Origin of the sequence: Nonomuraea basaltis, assembly GCF_005893125.1 — a bacterium.
Lineage (GTDB): Bacteria > Actinomycetota > Actinomycetes > Streptosporangiales > Streptosporangiaceae > Nonomuraea > Nonomuraea basaltis.
Window position 1 is genome coordinate 24,297 of sequence record NZ_VCJS01000091.1, and the last position, 24,707, is coordinate 49,003.

Sequence of the window (24,707 nt, forward strand, 5' to 3'; positions counted from 1 at the left end):
CGGCCTGGCCTTGGTGCGCACGAACGCCACGGCCTCCTCCAGGACGCCTGCGGCGATGCCCACGTCGATGGCCGCGTGCAGGTTGTAGGTGTTGTCGTGCCCAACCTCGTCGTCGCTACGTGCGCACGGCCGCCTCGCGCACCAGGCGGGGGAGTACGCGCTCGCCGACCCTGTACGCCTCCTCAAGATGCGGCCACCCGGACAGGACGAACTCGTCCACGCCGGCGGCCGCGTACTCCCGGAGCAGGACCGCGACCTCGTCGTACGAGCCGACCAGCGCGGTGCCCGCCCCTTCCCGGACCAGCCCGACCCCGGCCCACAGCCCTGGGTGGATCTCCAGGTCGCGGGTGTCGCCGGTGTGCAGATCGACCATGCGGCGCTGGCCGACGGAGTCGTAGCGGGCGAAGTGCCGCTGGGCGGCGGCGATGCGGGCCGGATCCATGCCCGCCAGCAGCCGGTCGGCCTCGGCCCAGGCGGCGGCGCCGGTGTCGCGGGCGATGACGTGCACCCGCAGGCCGTACCGGAGCTTGCGGCCGAGCGGCCCGGCCAGCGCGCGCAGCCGGGCGATGCGCTCGGCGATCGCGTGTGGTGGCTCGCCCCACATGAGCACCACGTCGGCATGCCGGACCGCGACCTGCGCGGCCGCCGGAGACGCGCCGCCGAAGTACAGCTCGGGCGCCGGGTCGAGGGGCTCGGCCAGCCCGCCGCCCTCGACGCGGTAGTGCTCGCCGTGGTGGTCGAAGGGCACGCCCTCCCAGGAGCGGCGCAGCACGTGCAGGAACTCGGCGGTCCTGGCGTAGCGGGCGTCGTGGTCGAGGAAGTCGCCGTAGGCGCGCTGCTCGACGGGGTCGCCGCCGGTGACGACGTTGAGCAGCAGCCGCCCGCCGGAGACCTCTTGGAAGGCCTGGGCCTGCTGGGCGAGCAGGGTGGGCAGCGCGTAGCCGGTGCGGAAGGCGACCAGCATCTTCAGCCGCTCGGTGTGCTGGGCCAGCGCTGCGCACACGATCCACGGGTCCGGGCAACCCGCGCCGACCGGGGTGAGCGCGGCCTCGAACCCGGCCTGCTCGGCGGCCCTGGCCACCTGCGTCAGGTAGGCGACGGTGGCGGGGCGGGCCGCGGGATGGAAGGCGTCGGTGGTGGTGATGGCCGAGCGGACCTCGTGGCCGTCGCCGGTCGTCGGCAGGAACCAGTGAAAACGCATCAGGTCACCTCGGTATCGGAGGAGGCGGCCCGCCGGACGGCTGCCGCCACGATCTCGCGTACGGCGGGGAACTCGGGGTGGGTGTGCGGGTCGGGCGCGTGCGGGAGGTCGGAGGCCTGGTCGAGCACGATGCGGCCGGGCCTGCGGCTCATCACCAGCAGGCGGGTGCCGAGGGAGACGGCCTCGTCCACGCTGTGCGTGACGAACAGCACGGTCTTGCCCGTGGCCTGCCAGATGCGCCGGATCTCCTCCTGCAGGCGCTCCCGGGTGAGTGCGTCCAGCGCGGCGAACGGCTCGTCCATGAGCAGGATCGCGGGGTCGGGGGCGAGCGCTCGGGCGATGGCGGCGCGCTGCTGCATGCCGCCCGACAGCTCGTACGGCCGCCGCCCGGCCACGTCGCCCAGCCCCACAAGGTCGAGCAGCTCGGCGGCCCGGGACCGCCTGACCGGCGAGGGAACCCCGGCCATCCGCAGCCCGAACTCCACGTTGCGGCGCACGTTCAGCCAAGGGAACAGGCGCGGCTGCTGGAACACCACGCCCCGGTCCGGCCCTGGCGCCGTCACCGGTTCGCCTGCCACGGCGATCTGCCCGCCGGTCGGGAACGCGAACCCGGCGACCAGCCGCAGCAGCGTGCTCTTGCCGCAGCCCGACGGCCCGACGATGGTCACGAACTCGCCCGCGCCGATGTCGGCGCTGATGCCGCGCAGCGCCTCGACAGGCTCGGCCCTGGACCAGCGGGAGGGGAGGCCATATGTCAGCGAGACCTCACTCAGTCGCACCGCGGCGGCGGTGCGCACCGCGGTGAGCGCCTTATCCTGCGAACGCATCGCGTAGATCCTTGGTGGCCAGCCCCTTCTGGAATACGGCCAGGTCGGGCACGGCGGGGAGCTTGTTCTGCGACTTGAGGAACTCGGCGGCGCTGTGCAGGTTCTCTGCGAGCGCGCCGGGCTTCTCGGGCGTGCCCAGGTAGTCGGGGGCGGCCTGCTCCTTGCCGTCGAGCAGGATGAGCTCGTCGATCTGCTTGGAAGCCTCTGCGGGGCCGAGGTTGAGCTGGCGGCCGACGGCCGCGGCGGCGGCCGCCTTGTCCGCGCGTACCAGTTTGACCGCCCGGTCCTGCTGCTGCAGCCAGGTGCGCAGTGTCTGTGGGTACGTCGTGGCGAACTGGGTGCGGACCACGGCCAGGTCGGCGGTGAGCTTGCCCTTGGCGGCCAGTTCTTTGCTGGTGACGAGCACCTTGCCGGTCTTGCGCAGCTCGCCGAGCACCGGCGTCCAGACGTAGGCGGCGTCGATGTCGCCGCGCGCCCAGGCGGCCTGGATGTCCGGCGGCTCCAGGTCGACGACGGTCACGTCGGACTCGGCCAGCCCAGCCTCTTGGAGTGCGGCCAGCAGGCTGTAGTGCGAGGTCGAGGCGAACGGGGTCGCGATCTTCTTGCCCTTGAGCTCGCCGACCGAGCCGGCCTCGCGGGCCACGAGCGCCTCGTTCTCGGCGATGACGTCGAAGATCCACGGCACCTGGTAGGGGATGTTCAGCGGTGCGGACAGGCCGCGGGTGACCGGGCTGCTGCCGGCCAGGCCGATGTCGATGCTGCCGGCGACCATCGCGGTGTTCACGTCGCCGCCCGAGTCGAACTTGATCCAGCTGATCTTCGTGTTCGGCAGCGCAGTCTCCAGCCACCGCTGGTCCTTGACGATCAGGTCGCCGTTCGGGATGAGCTGGTAGCCGATGCGTACTTCCTTGGGGCTGCCGTCGGCGTTGGGCGCGGTGCTCGGGGTGGCGCCAGTGCCGGTGGAGCACGCGGCCAGGCACAGGGCGAGCGCGAGCGCGGGAATGAGGCGGTGTTTCATGGCTGATGCCTTCTTGTCATGCCTTGCCGCGCCAGGGCACGAGCAGGCGCTCGGTGAGTTGCAGGAGGGCGTCGATGAGCAGGCCGGAGGCGCCGATGACGAGCAGCCCGAGCACGACCACGTCGGTCTGGTTGTAGCGCTGCGCGTCGCGGATCATCCCGCCGATGCCCGGCACCCCGTTGACCGTCTCGGCGGCCACGACCGTGGTGTACGCCACCCCGACTGCGACCCGGATGCCAGTGATCACTTCAGGCAGCGCGGAGGGGAGCACGATCCGGTACGGCAACTGCCACCGGCTCGCCCCCAGCGATCGGGCAGCGTGCAAGTAGTCCTCGTGCACGCCGCGTACCGCGTCCGCCGTTGCCACTGCGACGGGCGGCAGCGCGGCCACGAACAGCAGCGAGACCTTGGGCGGCTCGTCGATGCCCAGCCAGATGATGAGCAGGCTGAAGTAGGCCAGCGGCGGCAGCGTCCTCACGAACGTGATCAGGGGGTTGAGCAGGGCCCGAACGGTCGGCACGAGCCCGACGACCAGGCCGAGCGCGATGCCGCCCGCCACGCCGTACAGGCTGCCAAGGGCGATGCGGCGCAGGCTGGCCAGCAGGTGCTCCGACAGCAGGTAGCCGCTGTAGCCGCGCTGTCCGTCGTGCACGGAGGAGGTGAGGAAGAACTGCTCCCACACCGAGCCGGGCGAGGGCACGAACACCTCGGGCCACAGGTGGGCGGCCGAGACCGCCCACCAGATCGCGGCCAGCAGGACCACGCTCGCCACCCGGAGTCCGGCACCACGGATCACCGACACTTCCTCATTCCATAATAAGCGACTGGTTTAGTGGGGAATAGCGTAGATGATCCCACCTGGACCACGCAACGTGGGGAGACGCCGCTGTCAGGCCGCGGAGAACCCCGAGAACAACGCGACTGCCAGGGCGAGTGCGACCAGCACGTTGACCACCGTCGCCACGGCGAACACGCCGACCGGTCGCCAGCCCGCCTCCCGCAGCGACGAGACGCGGAACTCCAGACCGATGCTCACGAACGCCAGGATGAGGAACCAGGTGCGCAGGTCATTGGCGACCCCGATGACCTCCTTGCCGTGCGCCGCGGAGACCGTGGTCAGGTACCAGGTCGCGAGCACCGAGGCGGCCACGAACCCGAGCACGAACTTCGGGAAGCGCCGCCACAGCTCCGCCAGGCCGGGACGGGGCGCGTCGGGCCGCCGCTCGATCCGGAAGGCGAACCAGGCGGTCAGCGCCACCACGACGACGCCGATGAGCGCGTTCTGGGTGACCTTGACGATGGTCGCGATGGCCAGGGCGTCCTCGCCGACGATCGTGCCCGCCGCGGTCACCGCGGCCGTCGTGTCGATGTTGCCGCCGATCCACGCACCGGCCACCTCCGGGCTCAATCCGAGCAGGGAGGCCAGCGCCGGCAGGATGAAGATGGACGGCAGCGCGAAGGCGATCACCAGGCTCGCGCTGTAGGCAAGCTGCTCGCGCTTGGCCTGTACGGCCCCGGCCGCGGCGATGGCGGCGCTGACCCCGCAGATCGACACGGCGGCCGACAGCAGCGCGCGCAGCTTGTCGTCCAGCCCGAGCTTGCCACCCAGCCACCAGGTGAACAGGAACACCGTGCTGATCAGCACGATGCCTTGGACGATGGCCGGCCCGGCCGCCGTCACGATCACTTCGAGGTTGATCGACGCGCCCAGCAGGACCAGCCCCGTCTTGATGAAGAACTCGGTGCGGAAGCCGCCCGCCAGCCGATCCCGCAGCCCCGTGGCGGTCAGGACGGCGTTGCCGAGCAGGCCGAGCGCGATCGCGTACACCGGGAACTCGATGGCCTTGGCCAGCGCGTTCCCCTCGAACCAGGACGGGACGCCCTGCTCCAAGAACCTCGTGGCGGCGCCGAGCAGCAGGACGGTCAGGACGCCGAGTGCGTTCCACTGCCACGTCCGGGGCGCGGTGGAGGTCTCGGCGGTCATCACGGCACCAGCCCAGGCGGAATGACGCCAGTGAGGACGAGGACGAGTAAGACCAGGCCGAGGATGGTAGCCGCCCAGTCCTCGTTGAACGCAGTGCGGCTCTCGGGGGGTTCGTGCGCGCTCATGGGATGCCTTTCTGCGACATCGCGTCTCAGTCCGGATCCTCCGCGAAAATCCCTAGGAAATCAATAGGGAAACCATGGAATATGGTGTAGCCGCGGAGCGGGTGGGCTACTGCGGACAGGTCGAGCCGTGCATCGCCCCGCACTGGGCCGATCCGCCGACTCCGGTACTGCTCCTGGGTGCTGATCGCCCGGGCCGGGGTGCGAACCGACGTGCTCGTCTGCGACAAGCCGGTCTCTGTACTGGACGTCTCGATCAAGTCCAGGCGCCCAACCATGGCCGCTTGCTCACGTCTCACCGAGGTGTGACTTGACGTGACCGTGCGGATAGAGCTATAAACTCCACAAAAGCTACTAAATAAGTGGGAAATAGGGAGAACCGATGTACGCACGCAGGGCTCGCGGGGTGGTGGCCGCACTGGCCGTCCTGGCGCTCACGACCGTGGCGGCGGCCTGCGGTGGCGGCGCAAGCGGGGGCGACGCCGCCGGCGGCGGGCCGGCGGAGGTGCGGCTCGGGTTCTTCCCGAACATCACCCACGCCACCGCTCTCGTCGGCGTCGAGAAGGGTCTGTACGCCAAGCACCTGGGCAGCGGAACGACGCTGAAGACCAGCACGTTCAACGCCGGCCCGGCGGCGATCGAGGCGGTCTTCTCCGGCGCGATCGACGCCACCTACATCGGCCCGAACCCCGCCATCAACGCCTGGTCCAAGTCCAAGGGACAGGCCATCAAGATCGTCGCGGGGGCGGCATCCGGCGGCGTCTTCCTGGTGGTCAAGCCGGGCATCAATACGCCGGAGGACCTCAAGGGCAAGAAGATCGCCACCCCGCAGCTCGGCAACACCCAGGACGTGGCGCTGCGCTACTGGCTGACCGAGAAGGGCATCAAAGCCGACACCAAGGGCGGCGGCGAGGTCTCCATCGTGCCGCAGGAGAACTCCCAGACCGTTCAGACCTTCGCCACCGGCGACATCGACGGCGCCTGGGTGCCCGAGCCGTTCGCCAGCCGCCTCATCAAGGAGAGCGGCGGCAAAGTGCTGGTCGACGAGCGCGATCTGTGGCCGAACAAGCAGTTCGTGATCACCCATCTGATCGTCCGCCAGGAGTTCGCCAAGGAGCACCCTGAGGCCGTCCGAAAGCTCATCGAGGCGCACGTCGAGGCCAACGCCTTCATCAACTCCGACCCTGCAGGCGCCGCGCAGACCGCCAACGCCGCGCTGCAGAAGCTGACCGGCAAGCCGCTCAAGCCCGAGGTGCTCGACAGCGCGTTCAAGAACATCACTTTCACCAACGACCCGATCGCCTCCTCCCTCGTCGCCAGCGCCGAGCACGCCACCAAGGTCGGCCTGCTCGACCCGGTCGACCTGAACGGCATCTACGACCTGAAGATCCTCAACGAGGTCCTCGCCACCAAGGGGCAGTCCTCCATCTCGGACAAGTAAGCGACCCAGGAGATCCCATGACCGCTCCACTGACGGAGCAGGCCGGCAGCCGCAACGGCGGGCACCAGCCCGCCGTGCGGCTGGAGGCCGTCTCCAAGATGTACGGCCAGGGCAAGACCGGCCTGCTAGCCCTCGATGACGTCGCCCTCGACGTGGCGCCGGGCGAGTTCGTCTGCTTGCTGGGGGCCTCCGGCTGCGGCAAGAGCACGCTGCTGTCTCTGGTCGCCGGGCTCGACGCGCCCACCGCCGGCCGCGTCGACGTCGACCGCGACCGGGTCGCGCTGATGTTCCAGGAGCCGGCGCTGTTCCCGTGGCTGACCGTCTCGGCGAACGTCGAGATGGCGCTGCGCGCCAAGGGCGTGGCCCGCAAGGAGCGCCGGGCCCGCGCGGCCGAGTTCCTGGAGATCGTGCACCTGGGCGGGTTCGGCGGCAAGCGCCCGCACGAGCTGTCCGGCGGCATGCGCCAGCGCGTCGCCCTGGCCCGCGCGCTCGCCCAGGACGCCGACGTGCTGCTGATGGACGAGCCCTTCGGCGCGCTGGATGCGATGACGCGCGACCTGCTCCACGACGAGCTGGAGCGCATCTGGCGCGAACGCGGCCTCGCCGTCCTGTTCGTCACCCACAACGTCCGCGAGGCCGTCCGGCTCGGCGACCGGGTCGTGCTGCTGTCCAGCCGACCGGGGCGGGTGGTCGAGGACTTCCCGGTGACGCTGCCCCGGCCCCGCCGCACAGACTCGGCCGAGGTGGCAGAGCAGGCCGCTGAGATCACCGACCGGCTGCGCCAGGAGGTCATGCGCCATGGCCGTTGACACCCACGCCCAGCAGATCGCCGGGCTCGACGCCCTCGAACTCGCCGACCGCCGGCGCGCCGGCCTGGCTATGCGCGCCTGGTCGGGGCTGTGGCCGGTCGCCTCGGCGATCGCCATCACACTCCTCGCCTGGCAGGCGGTGGTCCTGGCCGGCTGGTGGCCGGAGTACGTCTTCGCCGGCCCGGTGACCACCCTGACGGAGCTGGGCCACCGCCTCGGGGAGGCCGAGTTCTACCAGGCCGTCGCCGTCACCATGCGCCGCGCCGTGACCGGCTTCGCGGCGGCCATCGCCGTCGGACTCGTCGTCGGCGCCCTCGTCTCGCGTATCCGGCCGCTGCGCCGGGCCGTCGGGTCGCTGATCACCGGGTTGCAGACCATGCCGTCCATCGCCTGGTTCCCGCTCGCCATCCTGTTGTTCGGGCTGAGCGAGAGTGCGATCCTGTTCGTCGTGGTGCTCGGCGCCGCTCCGTCCGTCGCCAACGGCCTGATCGCCGGCGTCGACTACACCCCGCCGATCCTGCTGCGGGCCGGGCACATGCTGGGCTTCCGCCGCCTCGCCCTGTACCGGCACGTCATCCTGCCCGCCTCGCTGCCGTCCTTCCTGGCGGGGCTCAAGCAGGGCTGGGCGTTCGCCTGGCGCTCCTTGATGGCCGGCGAACTGCTCGTCATCATCGCCAACCGGCCCTCCCTGGGGGAACAGCTGCACTTCGCCCGCGAACTGGCCGACTCGGCCGGCCTGCTCGCCACCATGATCGTCATCCTGGCCATCGGCATCCTCATCGACCGCCTCTTCGGCGCGGCCGACGGCGCGCTGCGGCGCCGCTGGGGTCTGCACCAGGTCACCAACTGAGCGACATGCGGATCTCCGCCCGAACTCAATACGCCCTGCGCGCCGCCGCCGAACTCGCCGCGGCGCCGCCAGGACCTGTGCCGGCCGACAAGATCGCAGCAGCTCAGGGGATTCCCCGCAAGTTCCTCGACAACATCCTGCTCCAGCTCCGCCGCGCCGGTCTCCTGCACAGCCAGCGCGGCCCCGAGGGTGGCTACTGGCTGGCCCGTCCCGCCGCCGAGATCACGCTGGCTGACATCATCACCGTGGTCGAAGGCGTACCCGAGGGGAGCGACCACGGCGGGTATCCGGGCGTGGCCAGGCCGCTGGCGGACGTGTGGAGCGCCTTGCGCGACCACGAGCAAGCCCTGCTCACCGAGATCACCCTCGCCCACGTCGCGAAGGGCTCGCTGCCCGAGCCATCGGAAAACTGAGGGCCTTGAACCACATGCACATGCCCTCACGCTGACCGCCAACTTCCTGCTCGGCGAGCGGCGAGCGGGGGATGAGCAATGCACCCGCTCGGGATGACCGGGGGATCCGATGGACCACAATGGTGAGGGTGCTGCTGGTCGCCGGGATCGCCGCCGTTGTCAGTTGGGCCACATCTACAAATGAGCACTCCTCGGGTCCGCGCCTTCATTCGCCCAGTCCGGCATGGCTCATCGCGGCGTCTCTCCCCTCATCGGTGCGTGGCGTATGACCTCACTCGAGGTCGGCACCGAAGGGAACCTCCAGCCCGTGCCGTACTCCGGCCAAATCATTTTCACTAAGTCCGGCACCATGTCGGTGCAGGCCATGAACCCCGACGCCAACGCTCCGGACACGCCGTACACGAGCAACGGGTACGAAGCCTTCTACGGGACTGTCACTGTCGACAAGGCCGCCAGGACGTTCGTCGTGACCGTCAAGTCGTCATTGGTGCGCGACCTCATCGGGCAGCGCCTGACGCGCGTCTTCCAAGTGTCGGGCGACAAGCTGGTCCTAACGCCGGCAGATCCGGCAGAAGGGTTCCGCGTCACCTACAAGCGCTTCTGATCGGAGAGGCCCCGAGACCAGTTGACAGTCAGGTATGACTGTGAAACGGTCCGCGCATGACGTCGGGTGTGCGGGCCGCGCAGCGTGAGGCAACGCGGCAGCGGATCGTTCAGGTCGCGGTGGAGTTGCTGATCGAGCGCGGACTGGCGGCGACGACAACCGTCGAGGTGCAGCGCGCCGGCGGGTTCAGCCGGGGTGCGTTGCTGCATCACTTCCCGACGCGCGAGGCGATGCTGGGTGCCACGATCCGGCTGCTGATGGAGCGCAATGAGGCGGCGGTGCGGCAGGCCGAGGCCGACGTGCCGGCCGACCTTGATCGTGTGGAGCGCGCGATCCGGGTGCTGTGCGCGTCGATGGTGCGTCCGGCGTTCGTCGCCGAGTTGGAGTTGTGGGCGGCCGCGCGGACGGACCCGGCGTTGCGGGAGGTGTTGCGCCGCGAGGAGAAGCGGGCGCGTGTGGATCTTTACCGGGTGGTCGGCGAGGTGTTCGGTGAGGATCTGTCGTCCGGCGAGCGTTACCCGATGGTGGCGTCGCTGACGGTGCAGTTCCTGCGTGGCCTGGCGATTTCCGATGTGCTGCGCGGTGAGCGGCGCACCACCGAGCGGCTGATCGCCGATTGGGTCGCGGTCGCCCGGGCCATCTCGGCGGGGAGCAACCCGTGAGTGATGTCATCAGCTATGAGGTGCGGGACCGCAAGGCTTATCTGACGTTGAACCGGCCCGATCGGCTGAACGCGATCACGGCGGAAGTGGCGCACAGGCTGAAGGAGCTGGTCGATCAAGCCAACGACGATCCGGCGGTGCATGTGATCGTGCTCCAGGGCGCGGGGCGTGCGTTCAGCGCGGGCTACGACCTCAAGCAGTACGCCGAGCACGGCGATCTGACGCAGCCGCCGGTGTGGGATCCGATCAAGGATTACCAGCACATGAAGCGCAACACCGACGACTTCTTCAGTCTGTGGCGTTCACTGAAGCCGACCATCGCGAAGGTGCACGGCTACGCGGTCGCCGGGGGCAGTGATATCGCGTTGTCCTGCGATCTGGTGGTGATGGCCGAGGACGCCCGGGTCGGTTACATGCCCGCGCGGGTGTGGGGCTGTCCGACCACCGCGATGTGGGTCTACCGGCTCGGCGCCGAGCGGGCCAAGCGGATGCTGCTGACGGGCGACACCATCGACGGAACCACCGCCGCCGCCTGGGGTCTGGTGCTGCAGGCGGTCCCGGCCGCCGAACTGGACACCGCGGTCGAGGCGTTGGCCGACCGCATCGCCGGGGTCCCGGTCAACCAGCTGGTCATGCAGAAACTGATGATCAACCAGGCCTACGACAACATGGGCCTGCACGGCACCCAGATCCTGGCCACCCTGTTCGACGGGATCACCCGGCACTCCCCCGAGGGCCGCTGGTTCCAGGAATTCGCCGCACAACACGGATTCCCCGCCGCGGTGCGATGGCGCGACTCCGGCAGGCCGATCCCCGACGGCGGCGGCCCCATCCCCACCACAGCCGAAATCGACGAGGAGTGAACCCATGGACCTGGCGTACTGGCCTGCCGACACCAGCCGGCCCGTCCTGGACCTGTCCACAGGGGACCTGTTGCGCGAAGCCGCCAGGGACGCCGGGGACCAGACCGCCCTCATCGAAGTGGCGCCACCAGGCACGCCGTCGCCGGCCGGTGCCGAACGCACGGACCGCCGATGGACTTACCGGCAACTCCTGGCCGACGCCGAGCAATGCGGACACTGGCTGCTGAACCGGTTCGAACCGGGCGAGCGGATCACCGTCTGGGCGCCCAACATCCCCGAGTGGATCATCCTGCAATACGGCGCGGCGCTGGCCGGTGTGATCGTCGTGACCGCCAACCCGGCGCTACGGGCGGCAGAGCTGCGCTACGTCCTTGAGCAGTCCCGCTCAGCGGGACTGTTTCACAGCGCCGGGTTTCGGGGTAGCGACATGACCGCGATCGCGCGGGAAGCGACACCGGGCCTGCCCGAGCTACGCGCCACGTTCTGCTTCGAAAACTGGCAGGAGTCCGTACGCACCCACCAGGCAGACGGCTCCCTGCCGGCCGTGCGGCCCAGCGACCCTGCCCAGATCCAGTACACCTCCGGCACCACCGGATTCCCCAAGGGCGCGTTGCTGCACCACCGCGGGCTGGTCACCAACGCCCGGTTCATGATCGACCGGACACAGCTTCCGGACCGGGGTGCCATGGTCTCGGCGATGCCGTTGTTCCACACCGCCGGCTGCGCGATGGGCGTGCTCGGCTCGGCCCACCAGCGGGCCACCTACGTCCTGTGCCAGCTGTTCGACCCCGTGCTCGTGCTCACCGCGGCCCAGAACCACCACGCGGATCTGCTGGCAGGGGTTCCCACCATGCTCATCGCGATGCTCAGCCACCCCGAGTTCGACCAGTTCGAGCTGTCCCGCCTGTCGCGGGTGCTCTCCGGCGGCAGTCCCGTTCCACCCGAACTCGTGCACCGGGTCGAGCGCCGTTTCGGCGTCCAGTTCACCACGGTGTACGGCCAGACCGAACTGTCGCCGGTGGTCACGCAGACCAGCCCCGACGACTCGCCCGACGACAAAGCCACCACCGTCGGACGGCCGCTGCCGCAACTGGAGGTCGCCGTCCGTGACCCCGTCACCGGCGACACCGTGCCCATCGGCCGGCCAGGGGAAATCTGCGCCCGCGGCTACCAGCGCATGCTCGGCTACTTCGACATGCCCGAACGCACCGCCGAAACCATCGACCCGGAGGGCTGGCTGCACACCGGCGACCTGGGCACCATGGACGAGCGCGGCTACCTCCGCATCACCGGCAGGCTCAAAGACATGATCATTCGCGGTGGGGAGAACATCTACGCAACCGAAATCGAGCAGGTGCTGTTCACCCACCCCGGCATCCGTGACGTCACCGTGCTCGGCCTGCCCGATCCCACCTGGGGGGAGATCGTTGCCGCGGTCCTCGTGCCCGCCCACCCCGACCAGATCCCGGCAGTCGCCGAACTCCACCAGTTCTGCCGTGCGCACCTGGCACCCCACAAGACACCCACCCGCTGGTTCCACACCGCCGATCTACCGCTGACCGGCTCCGGGAAGATCCAGAAATTCCGCCTCCGCGACCAGATCGACCAGGCCGAAGTCAAAGAACTGCACAGCGAGCCCTGAGGGCTGCGCCGAAGCACACACCGTGACCTTGATTACACATGGTTACTTCGAGCCGGTGACACGGATCCGATCGGGAGGCCGGGATGGGCGATGAGATGACGTACGGGCACTTGGGCCGCTCTGGTCTGCTGGTCAGCCGGATCGGTCTGGGGACCATGAACTTCGGTTACACCGTCGACGAGCCGAGCAGTTTCGCGGTCATGGACGCTGCGATCGACGCGGGTGTCAACTTCTTCGACACCGCCGACGTCTATGGTGGCCCGCAGTCGGCGGACATGGCCAAGGGGTATGGCATCTCGGAGGAGACCGTCGGCCGGTGGCTGCGGCGCAGCGGGTGCCGTGACGACATCGTCCTGGCCACGAAGGTGTACCAGCCGATGGGACTCGGTCCGAACGACCGTCGGCTCTCCGCCTATCACATCCGGCGCGCGTGCGAGGCGAGCCTGCGGCGGCTGCAGACCGATCACATCGACCTGTACCAGATGCACCACGTCGACCGGGCCACGCCGTGGGAGGAGATCTGGCAGGCGATGGAGCAACTGGTCCGCGAAGGAAAGATCACCTACGTCGGCAGCAGCAACTTCGCCGGTTGGGACGTGGCTCTCGCCCAGTCCGCCGCCTCGGCACGGCACTTCATGGGGCTGACCTCCGAGCAGAGCCTCTACAACCTCGCCGTGCGGGCCGTGGAGCAGGAGCTGATCCCCGCGCTACGCCACCTCGGCATCGGCCTGATCCCGTACAGTCCGCTCCACGCCGGGGTACTCGCCGGAGCGCTTCAAGCCCTTTCGGAGGGACACGTCTCGGACGACTCGGCACGGCAGCGCATCGAGACGTACCGCGACCGGCTCGAAGCCTATGAGAGTCTGTGCCGCGATTTGGGCGCACAGCCGGCGGCCGTGGCGGTGGCCTGGCTGCTGCGCAACCCGGTCGTGTCCACCACCATTGTGGGAGCGACGACGATCGAGGAACTGCAGTCGGACTGCGGCGCGCTGTCGCTGCGGTTGGACGACGACGTCGTGCAACGACTCGACCGGATCTGGCCCGGGCCGGGCGAAGCCCCGCAAGCATACGCATGGTGAGGCCGGCCCCGGCACCAGCGAGAGCCCGTGACCCTGGCGACAGCCGCCGTAAGGGCAAGGGATGATCCGCGCGTTGTCCGAGCCCGGCACATGGGCATGGGATATCCATCATGATCGTCGGCATGGTCAACGGCTGTCCGTTCGCTCCGTGTCCCCACCGGTGGTGGGGCGGGTGAGGCGGACCATGGCTCGATACGGCGCGGTGGGTGCAGGGGCCTGCTCCAGCGGTGGGAGGCCGGCGCCGGGGGCGGCGTAGGCGTGCAGCATCCCTGGGCCTCCTGGCCTGAGGGCATCACTGCCGGAGGCCCCTGCGCCGAGCTGGTCGTCATCGGCGCGGCGGCCGGCCCAGGGTGCCTACGATCCGGCAACCATCGTCGTCCACGGCGGTCCCGAGACCGGCGTCGCCCGCTCGTTGACGTTCGACGTGGGCAACTGGCTGATCGTCGACACTTCTTCCTGTCAGCGGCTGGTCCCTGTGAGCGCGGTCGGGTCCGCGCTTCTCAGGACCTGCTGCGTGCCTGTTCCAGGGCCGTACGAACCTCCTTGACGTCGGCAGGGTAAGCACTGCTTCTTGTCTTCGCTATGAGAAGCTATGGTTCTACCATGATCATGTAGCGGTTCTCGTGAGGCCGGCGGCGGCAGTCCGGCCCGGGCGGGATCGGCCGGTGAAGCCGGTTGGTGGACGTGGGAGGCTCGCGAGTCGGTTGCCCGGCGACGCCGGGCCCTCCACATCCGGAACGTGACAGGCGGCCGGTGCTGACCCGGCAGGCACTGGCAAAACCTGCATCATGTCGTTCACATGTTCTACCCGGCAGGGTCAACCTTTGGTAGTCTAACGGTCGCTGAAAGTGAAAGCCGAGGGAGGCGGAGGGCGCGGGCATGCGGGCATGCGGGCGTGCCGGTCGGGAGTACAGCGGGATGGCGCCCGGTCCTCCTGGGCGCGTATCGTGCCCAAGGAGCGCTCAGAGGTCCTGCACGCCATCGCCGACCGCCTCGCGAAGAACCGCGACGTGCTGGTTCGTCTGGAGTCCGCCAACACGGGCAAGCCGATCTCGGTGGCCCGCGACGACGTCGCCGGCACTGTCGACACCTTCCGGTTCATGGCCGGCGCGCTGCGCGCGACCACGACGATGGCGGCCGGCGACTACGCCGAATCCCACCTCTCGGTGTTCCTTCGCGAACCACTCGGCGTGGTGGGCGTCGTCACGCCGTGGAACTACCCCCTCCTGATGGCGGCGTGGAAAATCGCGCCGATCCTGGCTGCGGGCAACACCCTCGTGATCAAGCCCTCGGAGCAGACGCCCCTGACCACGCTCAAGTTCGCCGAACTGGTCGCCGATCTCCTCCCCGCGGGCGTGCTCAATGTCGTGACGGGACTCGGTCCCATCGTCGGTTCCGCCCTTGCCGCGCATGCCGACATCGACATGATCGCGCTGACCGGGTCGGTCGGCAGCGGGCGTGCCGTCGCGCGTGCCGCCGCGGACACCCTCAAGCGAGTTCACCTGGAGCTCGGAGGCAAGGCCCCGGTCGTGGTCTTCGAGGACGCGGACCTGGACCTGGTGGCGACCTCGCTGCGCAGCGCCGGTTTCTACAATTCGGGCCAGGAGTGCGGCGCCGCCTGCCGCGTACTGGTTCACGAGTCGGTCGCCGCTGAACTCGTCGACCGCCTGGTGGCGCAGGTACGCGAGCTGAAGGTCGGTGACCCGGACGCGGGCGACGACATCGAGGTCGGTCCGCTCGTGTCCAAGGCCCACTACGACCGGGTGCTGGCACATCTTGACCGTGCGATCGCCGAAGGAGCGCGCGCTGCCATCGGTGAGGCGCCTTTGACGGCACAGGCTACTTCGTCCAGCCGACCGTGCTCGTTGACGTCCCCATCGACGCTGCGTGCACCCGGGAGGAGATTTTCGGGCCGGTGGTGACGGTCGAGACGTTCTCCGCGGAGGACGAGGCCGTCCTGCGCGCCAACAACGTGCCGCTCGGCCTGTCAGCGTCGGTCTGGACGAGCGACGCCCGCCGCAGCCACGATGTGGCCGCTCGGCTCGACGCCGGCACGGTGTGGGTCAACTCCCATCTCGTGCTTGCCAACGAGGTGCCCTGGGGAGGCTTCAAGGGCTCGGGGTATGGGCGAGACCTGTCGATCTACGCGCTCGACGACTACTCGCGTACGAAGCACGTCATGCACTATCACGGCCGCTGACCTCCCGTCGGTCACCAGGGCCAAGTGGGCTATAAACCCTCGCGAACGCTGAGGCGCCCGGCAGCACTCTGCCCGGCGCCCCTGTTCGTTTCCTGGCCGAGTCTCGGGGTCTCGGCCGGTGGCGAGGGTGCGCAGCCGCCGCCGATCCTGCCCCTCCGACGCGGCGGCTGCTGGTGTCGCCAACGGGTCAGGCGCGGCAATCACGGTCACGTGCCCAGACGGGACGTGAACGGCGACAAGCTGGCCGTCACGGACCCCGAGCACAAAGTCGCCGACACGGACCCCAGCAGGGGGAGCCGGACGCGGGCCGGTGCGGCCCGCCCGCCGGATAGCGTTCCGCACCCGGTCACGCACCGGCGCAGCGGCAGGGTAGTGGGGCCGCCCGACGCCTGCGCCGCGTCAAACACCGACCCGAGGAACGAGGCAACGTTCTGGATGATGTCGCCGAGCTGCTGGAACACCGTGATCGCATTGGTGATCCATTCGGTGACTTTGCCGGCCTCGGCTTGCTGCTGCAGCCAGGTGCCGAACCGGGTGGCGAGCCCGCCGACGGCGTCGCCGAGCTGGCCAACAAACGGCAGCGCCTCCGCGACCACCTCGCGGATGCCGCCCAGGAGCGGCTGGATGCCGACCGACGCGCCATCGACGGCCTGCCGGGTCGTGGCGAAAACCTGCCGGACAACGTCAACGGTTCGGGCCTGGCTCGCGAATTCGGTCGCCTGCCGCGCGGCCCGGCCGAGCGCATCGGCGACGCCGGTCATGCCGTCGCGGACGGCGGGCAGGAGACTCGCCCCGAGCACGGTGAGCTGCCCCTGCAGCGGCGCGAAGAACGCCTGCTGAACCGACCGTTTCAGGCCGTCGATCTCGGGCTTGAGGTTCCGCAGCTCGCGCGCGACGCTTTGGGCGGCGGGCGCAAGATTTTTGATGGCCGTTTCGAAGGCGGCCGGGTCGTCGCCAAGTGCGGCCGCGAACGCTTCGTTGACGCCGAGAAGGGCAACCCGCAGGGTGCCGAGAGCGGCCTGGGTGACCGCGATGACGGCGGGGTAGGCGGCGAGGATGCCGACTGCGGGAGCCAGCGCCGCCCCGAGGGACAGGATGGGGCCCATCGCTGCCGCCGCCCCGCCCGCGAGCAGGGATAACGCGCCAGCGAGTGCGCTGACTTTCGTGACGGCAGCCCCGTCCTGTAACGCGTTGGTGATGAGGCTGCAGGCCCCGGATAAGCCACGGCGAAGCCCGTCGCGGATGCCGGTGCCGATCCGCTGACCGATGCTGCTGCCGGTGCGGTCCGTGCCGCGGCGCACGCCGCGGTCAATGAGGTCTCCGGCTTCGTCGGCGACCTTGCGGGCTTCGCGTTTGAAGTCACTGGCGAACTTGCCCAGTTCGGCAATGACCTCGACGATCGCTTCTGCCAGCGTCCCTGCCACGCCCTACCCCCGTTTGGGACATGTCTGCCGATTCCCCCCGAAATCGACATAACGGGACCAAGGCTAAGTGTTTAGGACTTATCGCCGCAGAATTACATAAAGCCTATAACTCCAGCGATCACATCGAGGTCATCGGGTCCGGCCTGGAGCCGTGAGTTCACCGTGACGCGGGTTCTCCAACCACCTCTCGGCAGAGGAGCAATCCACCGTCCCGAGTGTGGCGATGCTGTCGAGGTACGGGGCGGGTACCGTGCAAACGGTCCCACGGGCGGGGTACCGCCCCTACCGTCGCAGGATATGCAGACCGTGGATGTACTGGTCGTGGGTGCGGGCCTGGCCGGCCTGCACACAGCCCGCCTGCTCGCGCGACGGGACCTGAACGTGATGGTGGTCGACCGCCGCAGGTCGCTGTCGACGGGCATCCGCACGACGGGGATCTTCGTGCGTCGCACCCTGGATGACTTCGACCTTCCGGACCACCTGCTCGGGCCTGGTGTCCGGGACGTGCTGCTGTATCCGCCGTCGCGGCGGGCACCGATCCGACTCACCAGCGACCGGGACGAGTACCGCGTGGCCGACATGGCGGCCCTCTACGAGCACACACGCCGCGCGGCGGAGTCGGCCGGGGCGCGCGTCCTCTTGGGCGTACGGTATGTCGACGCGTCGATGGGTTTCGTACGGTTCGCGGGTGCGGAACCGGTGACGGCCCGGTTCATCGTCGGCGCGGACGGCGCCCGCTCCCGGGTGGCGCGTGATCTCGGCCTTGATGTCAACCGGCGCTTCCTCGTCGGTGCCGAGATCGTCCACCCGATCGCGTCGGGCACGACCACCCCGGCGTTCCACTGCGTGCTGGACCCTCGGATCGCTCCGGGGTACCTGGGATGGGTCATCGACGACGGCCGGCATGCGCATGTTGGCGTCGCGGGATCTCCGGACGCGATGCGCACCGGCATCCGCCACCTGCTGGACGCTTTCGCCGCCGACGCGCCCGGCCGCGCGGCGCCGGCTGGTCCGCTCGAGCGTCGAGGTGGTCCGATCCCGGTCGGCGGCGTGCTGCGACGGCTGGCGTGCCCCGCCGGGCTGCTCGTCGGAGACGCGGCGGGCGCGGTGTCCCCGCTGACGGCCGGTGGGTTGGACCCCTGCTTACGCATGTCCGAACTGGCCGCGGCGGTCACCGCCGGGTATCTGCGTACGGGCGACCCACGCATGCTGAGCCGGTACGACGGGGACGCGTTGCGGACCCGGTTCCGAGGCCGGCTGTTGCTGCGCCGCGTGTTCGCCGGCATCCGATCCCCCGCCGCGGCAGAGGCGGCGGTGACCGTGCTACGCGGTCGTGCCGGTCGCGCCTTGGCGGCGCGGATCCTGTTCGGCGACGGCTCGTTTCCCGATGTCAGCCCACGGCTCGCTGACCTGGCGATCGACCACCCAGGCCGGTAGCGCGGGCCGGCTCGCCTGTGACAGACCGGGCGCAAGGTGTGGGTCACGGACGCTGTCGCAGCGCGCAGCCTAGAAAGGCCCGCCCGCTTGATCGATAAGCGTGCTTCAGCAGGGTGCATCGACGGCTGGCCGTGAGGGAAGCTCGGGAGCTAGATAGCCAGTAGGCCCCTTACGGGGTCCACCTGGATTCGAACCAGGAGAAGGAAGCCCTCGAATGGCCTCACGACCAGGATGCGAGGAAAGCGGGAAGACTAGATGAAATCAAATAAGATTTGAGAAGGAAGCCCTCCCATGGCCTCGCGATCCCCACCGTATCAGGCGGGGATCAGTTCGTGCAGCACTGCCGGCGTGTACACCCGCGCCCCCTCAGGCAGGTCGGCCGGGGCCTCCAACCCGATGTACGTGGTGTGCCCGGCCGCCGAGCCCTTCGCCCGCAGCAGGTCGGCCAGGTACCGGACGCGCAGGTAGTCGCGCTCCACGATCGAGCGCACCAGCAGCGACGCCGTGACCCGGTTGCCCTCCACCCGGTTGAAGCCGGGATGCCCCTTCAGGTAGAGGTGCAGCCACTTCACCCGCCAGCCGCCGTCGTCCCCGCGAAGGAACACGAGCGGCAGCGCGACCCGGCCCGAGCCGCGCAGGTCGGACTTCATCCGCACGGTACGCGGCTCGAACGGCCTGCCTTCCTGCGCGGCGTCCCTGGTCATGTACCCGAAGAACGCCTCGGCGGCCTCGTCGAACGGCTCCCCGGCGTAGATGTTGACCTGCGGGATGACGATCGGGTGGGTCGCGTCGGCGAACCGGACGTCGATGAACTCCGACGCGCCGTCTGACGCGTCTGTCAGGTCGCCGGAGTAGGTGGCGAAGCCGTTGCCGTAGTTCGTCCACGAGATCTGCGTCGGGTTGCCGTAAGAGGCGTCGAGCATGAGCGCGGACAGATCGTAGTCGGTGCGCCGCTCGACCTGACGCCAGTGCACGAAGAACCGCAGCAGCTCACCGTCCACCGGCGACAGCGACCCGCGCGGCAGCATGCCGAGCCCGGGCGCAACGGCCTTGCCGGACAGCGGCAGGGCAACGTCGAGCACGTCGGGATCGACGATCAGCTCGCCGGGGTCGGGGAGGCGGCGGGTGATCTCTTCGTCCAGGATGGACAGCGCCCGCGATAGAACCGTCTCCTCCAGGGGCGACCGCGTATCGGGCGCCGCCCACGCCCGGCCGTGCCTGTTGGCGAAGACGCGGCCGGCCTCTGCGGTGAGCCGGTTCTGCAGGTGTTCGCGCAGGGACAACAGCACCCGGCCTGAGGCACCGGCCGCGGCCCTTTCCGCAGCATCCAGCACGGCAGACTCGTCCGGACCCGTCCGGAGCAGGTGGTCGAGGCGGCGCAGCAGCGCGCCGGGCGCGTTCTCCAGCAGCTTCACGGCGTCGTCGGTACGGCCCTCCGACAGGGCGGCCTCGACCCGGCTGTCGAAACTTGGCGCGTCGCGTGCACCCCTAGCAACCTCGAAGGCCTGGGCGGCCTGCGGCAGATGCGGGTACTCGTGAGGGTGCAGCCGCTCGCCGAGCCGCTTCCACTGCTCCCGGTGGCGTGCCACGTCGCCGAGCTTGGCGGGCGTGGCGACCGAGTCCAAGGCCTGCAGGAGGGCACGGCGCTCGGCCCGGCGGAACGAGCGGAACCGGGTGGGCTCGGCCAGCGTGACGTCGCCGCCGGAGCAGCCGCAGGCGAGCCGGAGAACGTCCGTCACCGTGTCGACGAGCAGCGGCCGGCCGGCGGCCAGCCGCACCTCGTTGACTATCGCGCGGTTCTCCCGCACGGGGATACGCTCCGGCTCCTCAGCGCAGAACGCCGCCAGAGTGCGGAGCGCTTCCAGGTCCTCGGTGGGCAGCGGCACCTCGGAGCCCGCCAGCGAGAAGTACAGCTGCCGCGCCTCCGACTCCAGGCTGCCGCCCAACTCCAGCACTGTGACCCGGTTACCGGCCAGCGGGATCAGCTCGGCGTGCGCGGCCATCAGGTCGGCGTAGGAGTGCTGGTAGCGGCCGTAGCCGGGCAGGGTCAGCAGGTTCAGCGTCGCCGGCTGGACACGCGCGGCGGCCACCGGGTCGAGCAGGGCCTCGCTGAGCAGCCCGACCCAGAACTCCAGCGTGTCCGGCACGTTCTTCGGGAAATCGATGAAATACGCGTTGTGCTGGACATGGTCACCCACCAGCTCCCGGACGGCGGCCAGGACCCGCACACCGAGATCCACGACGATCTCGCCGGGCAGCCGCGCCAGGCGTTCGAGCAAGGCAGGCGAACACGTGAACCCGACGCTCAACAGTGCGGCGTCGAGCTGGCGTGCGGCCACCTCTCCCCAACCCGCCGTCGCGTCGGCCGGGTCGTCGATGGGAACTCGTAGCCGTCGGGTGATGATGAGGCTTTCCAGAGTGTCCACGAGCGCACCCTATAGCCGAAACGTTCTTGCACGCTGCGGGTTTTCCACGCTTGCGATCATCCGCCAACCTCGGTCACCGGCTGCTTTTCCGGGCATGTAACCTGCGTCGGAAGACTGGTGTCGCGAGACTGCTCATGGCCTCGCTTCGGCACAACGGGATACCGTCAACGCGTGGATGCGCGTGCGGAGCGGATCAAACTGTTCACAGCTGTCCGCAACATCCTGTACGCCACCGACGGAGCCCACGACGCTCAAACGCTGATGGCCTTCCCCGTCAAATCTGCGTGTTGAAGTTTCTGTCGCCTTTCACTCGACGTCCTGATGCCCCGGCCGTGCAAGGTGATCCCGGACGGAGGCCGACATCCCGAGGCTGCCGCGAACGGCTCGGCGCATGCGGGCGGCCCCCGGAGCGGTTTTCCAGGGGCCGCGATGGCAGACGACGTCAGAGGGCTATGGCCTGATTTCGCGCACGAGCCTGGAAGTCCAGTCGCACCAGACAAGACCGGGCAGGAACGCCCCGCCGGCCTCGTCCAGGTGATCCTCGACGTAGGGGATCGTGGCGTCGCAGACCTCGATCGCGTAGTCGAAGAAGTCGACCGTGTCGGGGTTCAGGTTGTAGCTCCAGCGCGGGTTGTAGGGGGTCGGGCGCTTGATGATGCGGCCGACGACGTGCGGCCGCTCGTCGGTGGTGCCGTTCACCAGGTCGCGGGCGTGCTGGATCTTGCCGGGGTCGGTGAGCTGGACGACGAACTCCTCGCGGGTGACGTCGGTCATCACGAAGTAGGCTGTGGGCGCTGCTTGGGCGGGCGGGGTGGCGACGCTGAACGTAGCGATGGCGGCGAGAGTCGCGAGGATCCTGGTCAGGATGCTGTGCATGGAGACCCTTTCAGCTGCGCGCAACTACTTTGAGTTGCTGTTACATGCGCTAAGTAATCACGTGAAGATGAGAGCAGCCCCTAACGTCACAGTGATAACGCAGTCACCGTCCGCCACAGCCTTCTCGAATTGAGCCGCGTGCGATCCCTCAGCGTCGCGAGGAACGGCGGAGCGGGGTGACGTTCAGGTCGGGCCGGTCCAACTGCTCACGCAGTTCCTGGTTCTCCAGGGTGAGCTGGTGGACGGCCCGGACCAGCGCGGGGACGTCCTCTCGGATCTGGGCGAGTTCCTTTTCTTGTTCGCGATCGTCTTCTTCAGCTTCTTGATCGTCTCGCGCAGGCGCACTTCAACGTCAGGGGTTGCCCCGCATGCTTTGACACGCTCATAGAACTCGTTCCGCAAGTCGCTGTGGCGCTGTGTGAGCGCGTTGCGTGGAACGCCAGCCTCGTGGGCGAGCGCGACGATGGTCAGAGCGCCGGTCGAGTTCTGCGGGCTGCCGTCCAGGATGCGGTCCATGGCAGCGCGGATGCGCTCACGTTCGTCAAGGGCGGGGCTCACGTTGAGGTCTCCTGCAGGATGATCCGGGTGCGGTCGTGGGTGCCGGCCAGCTCGCGCAGTTTGCCGGCGCGGGCGCGTAGCCGGTCGCCGACCGGCTGGGGGCGTGCGCGGCGCGTTTGTCGAGCACGTCGGCCCGGTCGCGCAGACCGGCGGCCTGGCGGTCGGTGCAGACGATGTTCCCGCAGCCGGGAACGCAGTGGTCCAGGCTGGGGGTGTCTTTCACGCCGTCGCGGTGGCAGAGCGCCTGGGCCCGTTTGTAGTGGCAGAGCACGAATGCCTGCGGGTTGTCATAGATCATGACGTCTTCGTTGGCGATCAGGTGCTGGGCTGTGCGCGCGTTGATGGTGGCCCCGGCAAAGGTCGTGGCGCGGGCGGCGGCTCTGATGACGCGCCGGGCCGCGGGCCCGGAGATGCCCTCCCCGGCGTGCAGACCATCGCGCATGCGGTCGCTGAGCGCAGGACGCGACCCCGCAGTGACACTTCCTAGTCTCAAGTTGAGATATTATCGTCTCATTCAGAGACGGGATGTCGCATCATCCAGGACAGGAGCTGTGTCATGAGAGGTCTCACTGGCAAGCGCATCGTCGTCGCCGGAGGTGCGTCCGGGATCGGCGCGGCCACCGCCGAGCGGCTCGCGGCCGAGGGTGCGGCGGTCGTGGTCGGTGACGTCAACATCGACGCGGCCGAGGCCACCGCCAAGCGCATCACCGACACCGGCGCGACCGCCCTCGCCGTCGAGTTCGACCTCGGCGACGAGAGTTCGGTAGGCGCCCTCGTCGACACCGCCGTCACCCAACTCGGCGGAGTCGACGGCCTCTACAACGTCGCCGCCGACGTCTCGGCGGAGACCCTGGGCCGTGACGGCGACCTGCTCGACATGGACCCGGCCGTATGGCGGCGCACCCTGGAAGTGAACCTGATCGGCTTCGCGCTCACCAGCCGCGCGGTCCTTCCCCTGCTGCTGGAACAAGGCGGCGGCGCCATCGTCAATACCTCCTCCCTCGCGGCGCACGTGGGCGACCACGCGCGTGCGGCGTACCAGACCAGCAAGGCCGGGATCAACGCACTCACCCGGCACATCGCCTCCCGCTGGGGCAAGCAGGCCATCCGCTGCAACTGCGTGTCTCCCGGAGTCGTCCTGACCGAATCCGCGCAGAAGATGGCTCTGAGCCCGGAGGCGATGGAGTTCACCCGCATGACGCTTCCCAGCACCCGCTTGGGCAAGCCGGAAGATCTGGCCGGCATCGTGGCGTTCCTCCTCTCCGACGACGGCGAGTGGATCAACGGGCAGGTCTGGTCGGTCAACGGCGGCGCGATGCTCCGCGAATGAGAGCGCCCTCCCCCCGCCGCGCCGGTCGTGTCCTTGTACGGTCCGGGCAATCCGATCAACGACATGCCAAGATCGTCGGCGATCCCAGGTCGGCCGCTCCGGCTCGCCCCGTCACCGTAGGATTGATGCCTATGCCCCGCTCGCCTCACACCGACGACATGCCCGGCCCTCGCGCGCAGGCGCGGCGCTACGTGCTGTCGGCGGCGGCTACGGCCCTCGCCGAGAACCCCGGCGCGAGCATGACGGAGATCGCCTCTGCCTCCGGCATTGGGCGGGCCACGATGTACCGGTGGTTCGCCACCCGCGAGCAACTCGTCGAGGCGATCCACGCCCATGTTGTCGCCGAGGTGGACGAGCTGATGGCGCGGCGCCTGCGCGAGAGCGGCCCCGCCCTCGACGTGCTGCTGCGACTGAGCGGCGACATCATGGCCTTCGGCGACCGCTACCGGTTCCTGATCGCCTCCAGCGACAGACAGCAGAACCTGACCAACACCGTCGAGTTCAAGAAGTACGTCGCCGACCGCCAGCAGGCCGGCGAGCTGCGCGGCGACCTGTCGCCCGAGTGGCTGGTCGCGGCCTACGGCGGGCTCCTCGTCGCCGCACTCGACCAGCTCGACGAGCAGCGGCTCGGCAGCGCCGCGGTCGGTGACGAGCTGGCCCGCACCATCGTCGCGGCCTTCTCACGCGAAACGCCGTGACCCGCGCAGGAGCATGACGGCCGCATTTCTGGAGGCGTGACGTTGCCCGTCGGCGACGCCCGCCACAGCTCGGGGAGGTGGCGCCCGGTCACCGGCAGCCCCGATGGCCGGTCGCGCGCGCTGGAGGTGCCCCACCCGTTGACGCAATCTGACGATCAGCCCAGAGGGATTCGGGCATGACGAAGCCTCGTTGGAGGCCGTATTCCACCCCTGACACCAGGCGCTCCGGAGGGCTGATCTCCG

General features: G+C 69.3%; 25 protein-coding genes. 14 read left to right on the plus strand and 11 right to left on the minus strand.

Annotated features, from left to right (window positions below; genetic code table 11):
• Nucleotides 1-115: 115 nt before the first annotated feature.
• The 6 genes from EJK15_RS35040 to EJK15_RS76540 all read right to left on the minus strand — a co-directional run bounded on the left by EJK15_RS35040 (nt 116) and on the right by EJK15_RS76540 (nt 5,155).
• Complete coding sequence (locus tag EJK15_RS35040; protein WP_138714771.1) at nt 116-1,201, minus strand: LLM class flavin-dependent oxidoreductase; 1,086 nt, start codon at nt 1,199-1,201, stop codon at nt 116-118.
• Entirely contained in the window at nt 1,201-2,028 is an 828-nt protein-coding gene (locus EJK15_RS35045) for an ABC transporter ATP-binding protein (RefSeq protein ID WP_138714772.1), read from the minus strand. Before EJK15_RS35045 ends, EJK15_RS35040 begins: the two co-directional genes overlap by 1 nt.
• Complete coding sequence (locus tag EJK15_RS35050; RefSeq protein WP_138714773.1) at nt 2,012-3,046, minus strand: taurine ABC transporter substrate-binding protein; 1,035 nt, start codon at nt 3,044-3,046, stop codon at nt 2,012-2,014. The genes EJK15_RS35045 and EJK15_RS35050 overlap by 17 nt, the downstream gene beginning before the upstream one ends.
• Nucleotides 3,047-3,062: 16 nt before the next feature.
• Nucleotides 3,063-3,842 (minus strand): ABC transporter permease, encoded by a 780-nt coding sequence (locus EJK15_RS35055; protein WP_240777409.1) that lies wholly within the window; start codon nt 3,840-3,842, stop codon nt 3,063-3,065.
• 93 nt (nt 3,843-3,935) lie between these two features.
• Nucleotides 3,936-5,030, minus strand: coding sequence for a YeiH family protein (locus tag EJK15_RS35060; RefSeq protein WP_138714775.1), 1,095 nt, complete (start codon nt 5,028-5,030; stop codon nt 3,936-3,938).
• Complete coding sequence (locus EJK15_RS76540) at nt 5,030-5,155, minus strand: hypothetical protein (protein WP_276615457.1); 126 nt, start codon at nt 5,153-5,155, stop codon at nt 5,030-5,032. The genes EJK15_RS35060 and EJK15_RS76540 overlap by 1 nt, the downstream gene beginning before the upstream one ends.
• Before the next feature lie 379 nt (nt 5,156-5,534).
• Here EJK15_RS76540 and EJK15_RS35065 point away from each other — a divergent pair, with 379 nt between their 5' ends.
• The 11 genes from EJK15_RS35065 to EJK15_RS76545 all read left to right on the plus strand — a co-directional run bounded on the left by EJK15_RS35065 (nt 5,535) and on the right by EJK15_RS76545 (nt 15,715).
• Nucleotides 5,535-6,593 carry an ABC transporter substrate-binding protein gene (locus EJK15_RS35065; RefSeq protein ID WP_138714776.1) on the plus strand — a complete coding sequence of 353 codons (1,059 nt, stop codon included), beginning with the start codon at nt 5,535-5,537 and terminating at the stop codon, nt 6,591-6,593.
• A gap of 17 nt (nt 6,594-6,610) precedes the next feature.
• The gene (locus EJK15_RS35070) at nt 6,611-7,402 is read left to right on the plus strand and encodes an ABC transporter ATP-binding protein (protein WP_138714777.1); all 792 of its coding nucleotides are present in this window, start codon (nt 6,611-6,613) and stop codon (nt 7,400-7,402) included.
• On the plus strand, nt 7,392-8,252 hold the full coding sequence (locus EJK15_RS35075) for an ABC transporter permease (RefSeq protein ID WP_138714778.1): 861 nt from the start codon (nt 7,392-7,394) through the stop codon (nt 8,250-8,252). Before EJK15_RS35070 ends, EJK15_RS35075 begins: the two co-directional genes overlap by 11 nt.
• 5 nt (nt 8,253-8,257) lie before the next feature.
• Entirely contained in the window at nt 8,258-8,665 is a 408-nt protein-coding gene (locus tag EJK15_RS35080; RefSeq protein WP_138714779.1) for an RrF2 family transcriptional regulator, read from the plus strand.
• Between the two features lie 265 nt (nt 8,666-8,930).
• The gene (locus EJK15_RS35085; protein WP_240777410.1) at nt 8,931-9,269 is read left to right on the plus strand and encodes a lipocalin-like domain-containing protein; all 339 of its coding nucleotides are present in this window, start codon (nt 8,931-8,933) and stop codon (nt 9,267-9,269) included.
• A 56-nt stretch (nt 9,270-9,325) separates the two neighbouring features.
• A complete protein-coding gene (locus tag EJK15_RS35090) occupies nt 9,326-9,931 on the plus strand; it encodes a TetR/AcrR family transcriptional regulator (protein ID WP_138714781.1) in 606 nt (201 codons plus the stop codon).
• Nucleotides 9,928-10,794 (plus strand): crotonase/enoyl-CoA hydratase family protein, encoded by an 867-nt coding sequence (locus tag EJK15_RS35095; RefSeq protein ID WP_138714782.1) that lies wholly within the window; start codon nt 9,928-9,930, stop codon nt 10,792-10,794. Before EJK15_RS35090 ends, EJK15_RS35095 begins: the two co-directional genes overlap by 4 nt.
• Before the next feature lie 4 nt (nt 10,795-10,798).
• Nucleotides 10,799-12,436 carry an AMP-binding protein gene (locus EJK15_RS35100; RefSeq protein WP_138714783.1) on the plus strand — a complete coding sequence of 546 codons (1,638 nt, stop codon included), beginning with the start codon at nt 10,799-10,801 and terminating at the stop codon, nt 12,434-12,436.
• A gap of 83 nt (nt 12,437-12,519) precedes the next feature.
• A complete protein-coding gene (locus tag EJK15_RS35105; protein WP_240777411.1) occupies nt 12,520-13,515 on the plus strand; it encodes an aldo/keto reductase in 996 nt (331 codons plus the stop codon).
• 887 nt (nt 13,516-14,402) lie between these two features.
• Nucleotides 14,403-15,437 carry an aldehyde dehydrogenase family protein gene (locus tag EJK15_RS35110; protein WP_276615458.1) on the plus strand — a complete coding sequence of 345 codons (1,035 nt, stop codon included), beginning with the start codon at nt 14,403-14,405 and terminating at the stop codon, nt 15,435-15,437.
• Nucleotides 15,374-15,715 (plus strand): aldehyde dehydrogenase family protein, encoded by a 342-nt coding sequence (locus EJK15_RS76545; RefSeq protein ID WP_206061274.1) that lies wholly within the window; start codon nt 15,374-15,376, stop codon nt 15,713-15,715. The genes EJK15_RS35110 and EJK15_RS76545 overlap by 64 nt, the downstream gene beginning before the upstream one ends.
• Nucleotides 15,716-15,921: 206 nt before the next feature.
• Here EJK15_RS76545 and EJK15_RS35115 read toward each other — a convergent pair whose 3' ends face one another.
• A complete protein-coding gene (locus tag EJK15_RS35115) occupies nt 15,922-17,139 on the minus strand; it encodes a hypothetical protein (RefSeq protein WP_138714784.1) in 1,218 nt (405 codons plus the stop codon).
• Between the two features lie 297 nt (nt 17,140-17,436).
• Here EJK15_RS35115 and EJK15_RS35120 point away from each other — a divergent pair, with 297 nt between their 5' ends.
• Nucleotides 17,437-18,576 carry an FAD-dependent oxidoreductase gene (locus EJK15_RS35120; protein ID WP_138714785.1) on the plus strand — a complete coding sequence of 380 codons (1,140 nt, stop codon included), beginning with the start codon at nt 17,437-17,439 and terminating at the stop codon, nt 18,574-18,576.
• Between the two features lie 314 nt (nt 18,577-18,890).
• Here EJK15_RS35120 and EJK15_RS35125 read toward each other — a convergent pair whose 3' ends face one another.
• The 4 genes from EJK15_RS35125 to EJK15_RS35140 form a co-directional block, all read right to left on the minus strand.
• The gene (locus EJK15_RS35125; RefSeq protein ID WP_138714786.1) at nt 18,891-21,002 is read right to left on the minus strand and encodes a TerD family protein; all 2,112 of its coding nucleotides are present in this window, start codon (nt 21,000-21,002) and stop codon (nt 18,891-18,893) included.
• Nucleotides 21,003-21,452: 450 nt separating this feature from the next.
• Nucleotides 21,453-21,878: a BP74-related protein gene (locus EJK15_RS35130; RefSeq protein WP_138714787.1), complete on the minus strand. Its 426-nt coding sequence runs from the start codon at nt 21,876-21,878 to the stop codon at nt 21,453-21,455.
• A 183-nt stretch (nt 21,879-22,061) separates the two neighbouring features.
• The gene (locus tag EJK15_RS35135; protein WP_206061275.1) at nt 22,062-22,436 is read right to left on the minus strand and encodes a hypothetical protein; all 375 of its coding nucleotides are present in this window, start codon (nt 22,434-22,436) and stop codon (nt 22,062-22,064) included.
• Nucleotides 22,420-22,929, minus strand: coding sequence for a hypothetical protein (locus EJK15_RS35140; RefSeq protein ID WP_138714788.1), 510 nt, complete (start codon nt 22,927-22,929; stop codon nt 22,420-22,422). Before EJK15_RS35140 ends, EJK15_RS35135 begins: the two co-directional genes overlap by 17 nt.
• Nucleotides 22,930-22,992: 63 nt before the next feature.
• Here EJK15_RS35140 and EJK15_RS35145 point away from each other — a divergent pair, with 63 nt between their 5' ends.
• Both EJK15_RS35145 and EJK15_RS35150 read left to right on the plus strand, forming a co-directional pair.
• Nucleotides 22,993-23,766 carry an SDR family NAD(P)-dependent oxidoreductase gene (locus EJK15_RS35145; RefSeq protein WP_138714789.1) on the plus strand — a complete coding sequence of 258 codons (774 nt, stop codon included), beginning with the start codon at nt 22,993-22,995 and terminating at the stop codon, nt 23,764-23,766.
• A gap of 131 nt (nt 23,767-23,897) precedes the next feature.
• The gene (locus EJK15_RS35150; protein ID WP_171074704.1) at nt 23,898-24,464 is read left to right on the plus strand and encodes a TetR/AcrR family transcriptional regulator; all 567 of its coding nucleotides are present in this window, start codon (nt 23,898-23,900) and stop codon (nt 24,462-24,464) included.
• Nucleotides 24,465-24,707 lie beyond the last annotated feature (243 nt).

Bases quoted from the DNA above. Each gene is read 5' to 3' on its own strand.
- EJK15_RS35040 (WP_138714771.1), bottom strand. From the start codon at position 1,201: ATGCGTTTTCACTGGTTCCTGCCGACGACCGGCGACGGCCACGAGGTC.
- EJK15_RS35045 (WP_138714772.1), bottom strand. From the start codon at position 2,028: ATGCGTTCGCAGGATAAGGCGCTCACCGCGGTGCGCACCGCCGCCGCG.
- EJK15_RS35050 (WP_138714773.1), bottom strand. From the start codon at position 3,046: ATGAAACACCGCCTCATTCCCGCGCTCGCGCTCGCCCTGTGCCTGGCC.
- EJK15_RS35060 (WP_138714775.1), bottom strand. From the start codon at position 5,030: ATGACCGCCGAGACCTCCACCGCGCCCCGGACGTGGCAGTGGAACGCA.
- EJK15_RS76540 (WP_276615457.1), bottom strand. From the start codon at position 5,155: ATGAGCGCGCACGAACCCCCCGAGAGCCGCACTGCGTTCAACGAGGAC.
- EJK15_RS35065 (WP_138714776.1), top strand. From the start codon at position 5,535: ATGTACGCACGCAGGGCTCGCGGGGTGGTGGCCGCACTGGCCGTCCTG.
- EJK15_RS35070 (WP_138714777.1), top strand. From the start codon at position 6,611: ATGACCGCTCCACTGACGGAGCAGGCCGGCAGCCGCAACGGCGGGCAC.
- EJK15_RS35075 (WP_138714778.1), top strand. From the start codon at position 7,392: ATGGCCGTTGACACCCACGCCCAGCAGATCGCCGGGCTCGACGCCCTC.
- EJK15_RS35080 (WP_138714779.1), top strand. From the start codon at position 8,258: ATGCGGATCTCCGCCCGAACTCAATACGCCCTGCGCGCCGCCGCCGAA.
- EJK15_RS35085 (WP_240777410.1), top strand. From the start codon at position 8,931: ATGACCTCACTCGAGGTCGGCACCGAAGGGAACCTCCAGCCCGTGCCG.
- EJK15_RS35090 (WP_138714781.1), top strand. From the start codon at position 9,326: ATGACGTCGGGTGTGCGGGCCGCGCAGCGTGAGGCAACGCGGCAGCGG.
- EJK15_RS35100 (WP_138714783.1), top strand. From the start codon at position 10,799: ATGGACCTGGCGTACTGGCCTGCCGACACCAGCCGGCCCGTCCTGGAC.
- EJK15_RS35105 (WP_240777411.1), top strand. From the start codon at position 12,520: ATGGGCGATGAGATGACGTACGGGCACTTGGGCCGCTCTGGTCTGCTG.
- EJK15_RS35110 (WP_276615458.1), top strand. From the start codon at position 14,403: ATGCGGGCGTGCCGGTCGGGAGTACAGCGGGATGGCGCCCGGTCCTCC.
- EJK15_RS35120 (WP_138714785.1), top strand. From the start codon at position 17,437: ATGCAGACCGTGGATGTACTGGTCGTGGGTGCGGGCCTGGCCGGCCTG.
- EJK15_RS35130 (WP_138714787.1), bottom strand. From the start codon at position 21,878: ATGCACAGCATCCTGACCAGGATCCTCGCGACTCTCGCCGCCATCGCT.
- EJK15_RS35145 (WP_138714789.1), top strand. From the start codon at position 22,993: ATGAGAGGTCTCACTGGCAAGCGCATCGTCGTCGCCGGAGGTGCGTCC.
- EJK15_RS35150 (WP_171074704.1), top strand. From the start codon at position 23,898: ATGCCCCGCTCGCCTCACACCGACGACATGCCCGGCCCTCGCGCGCAG.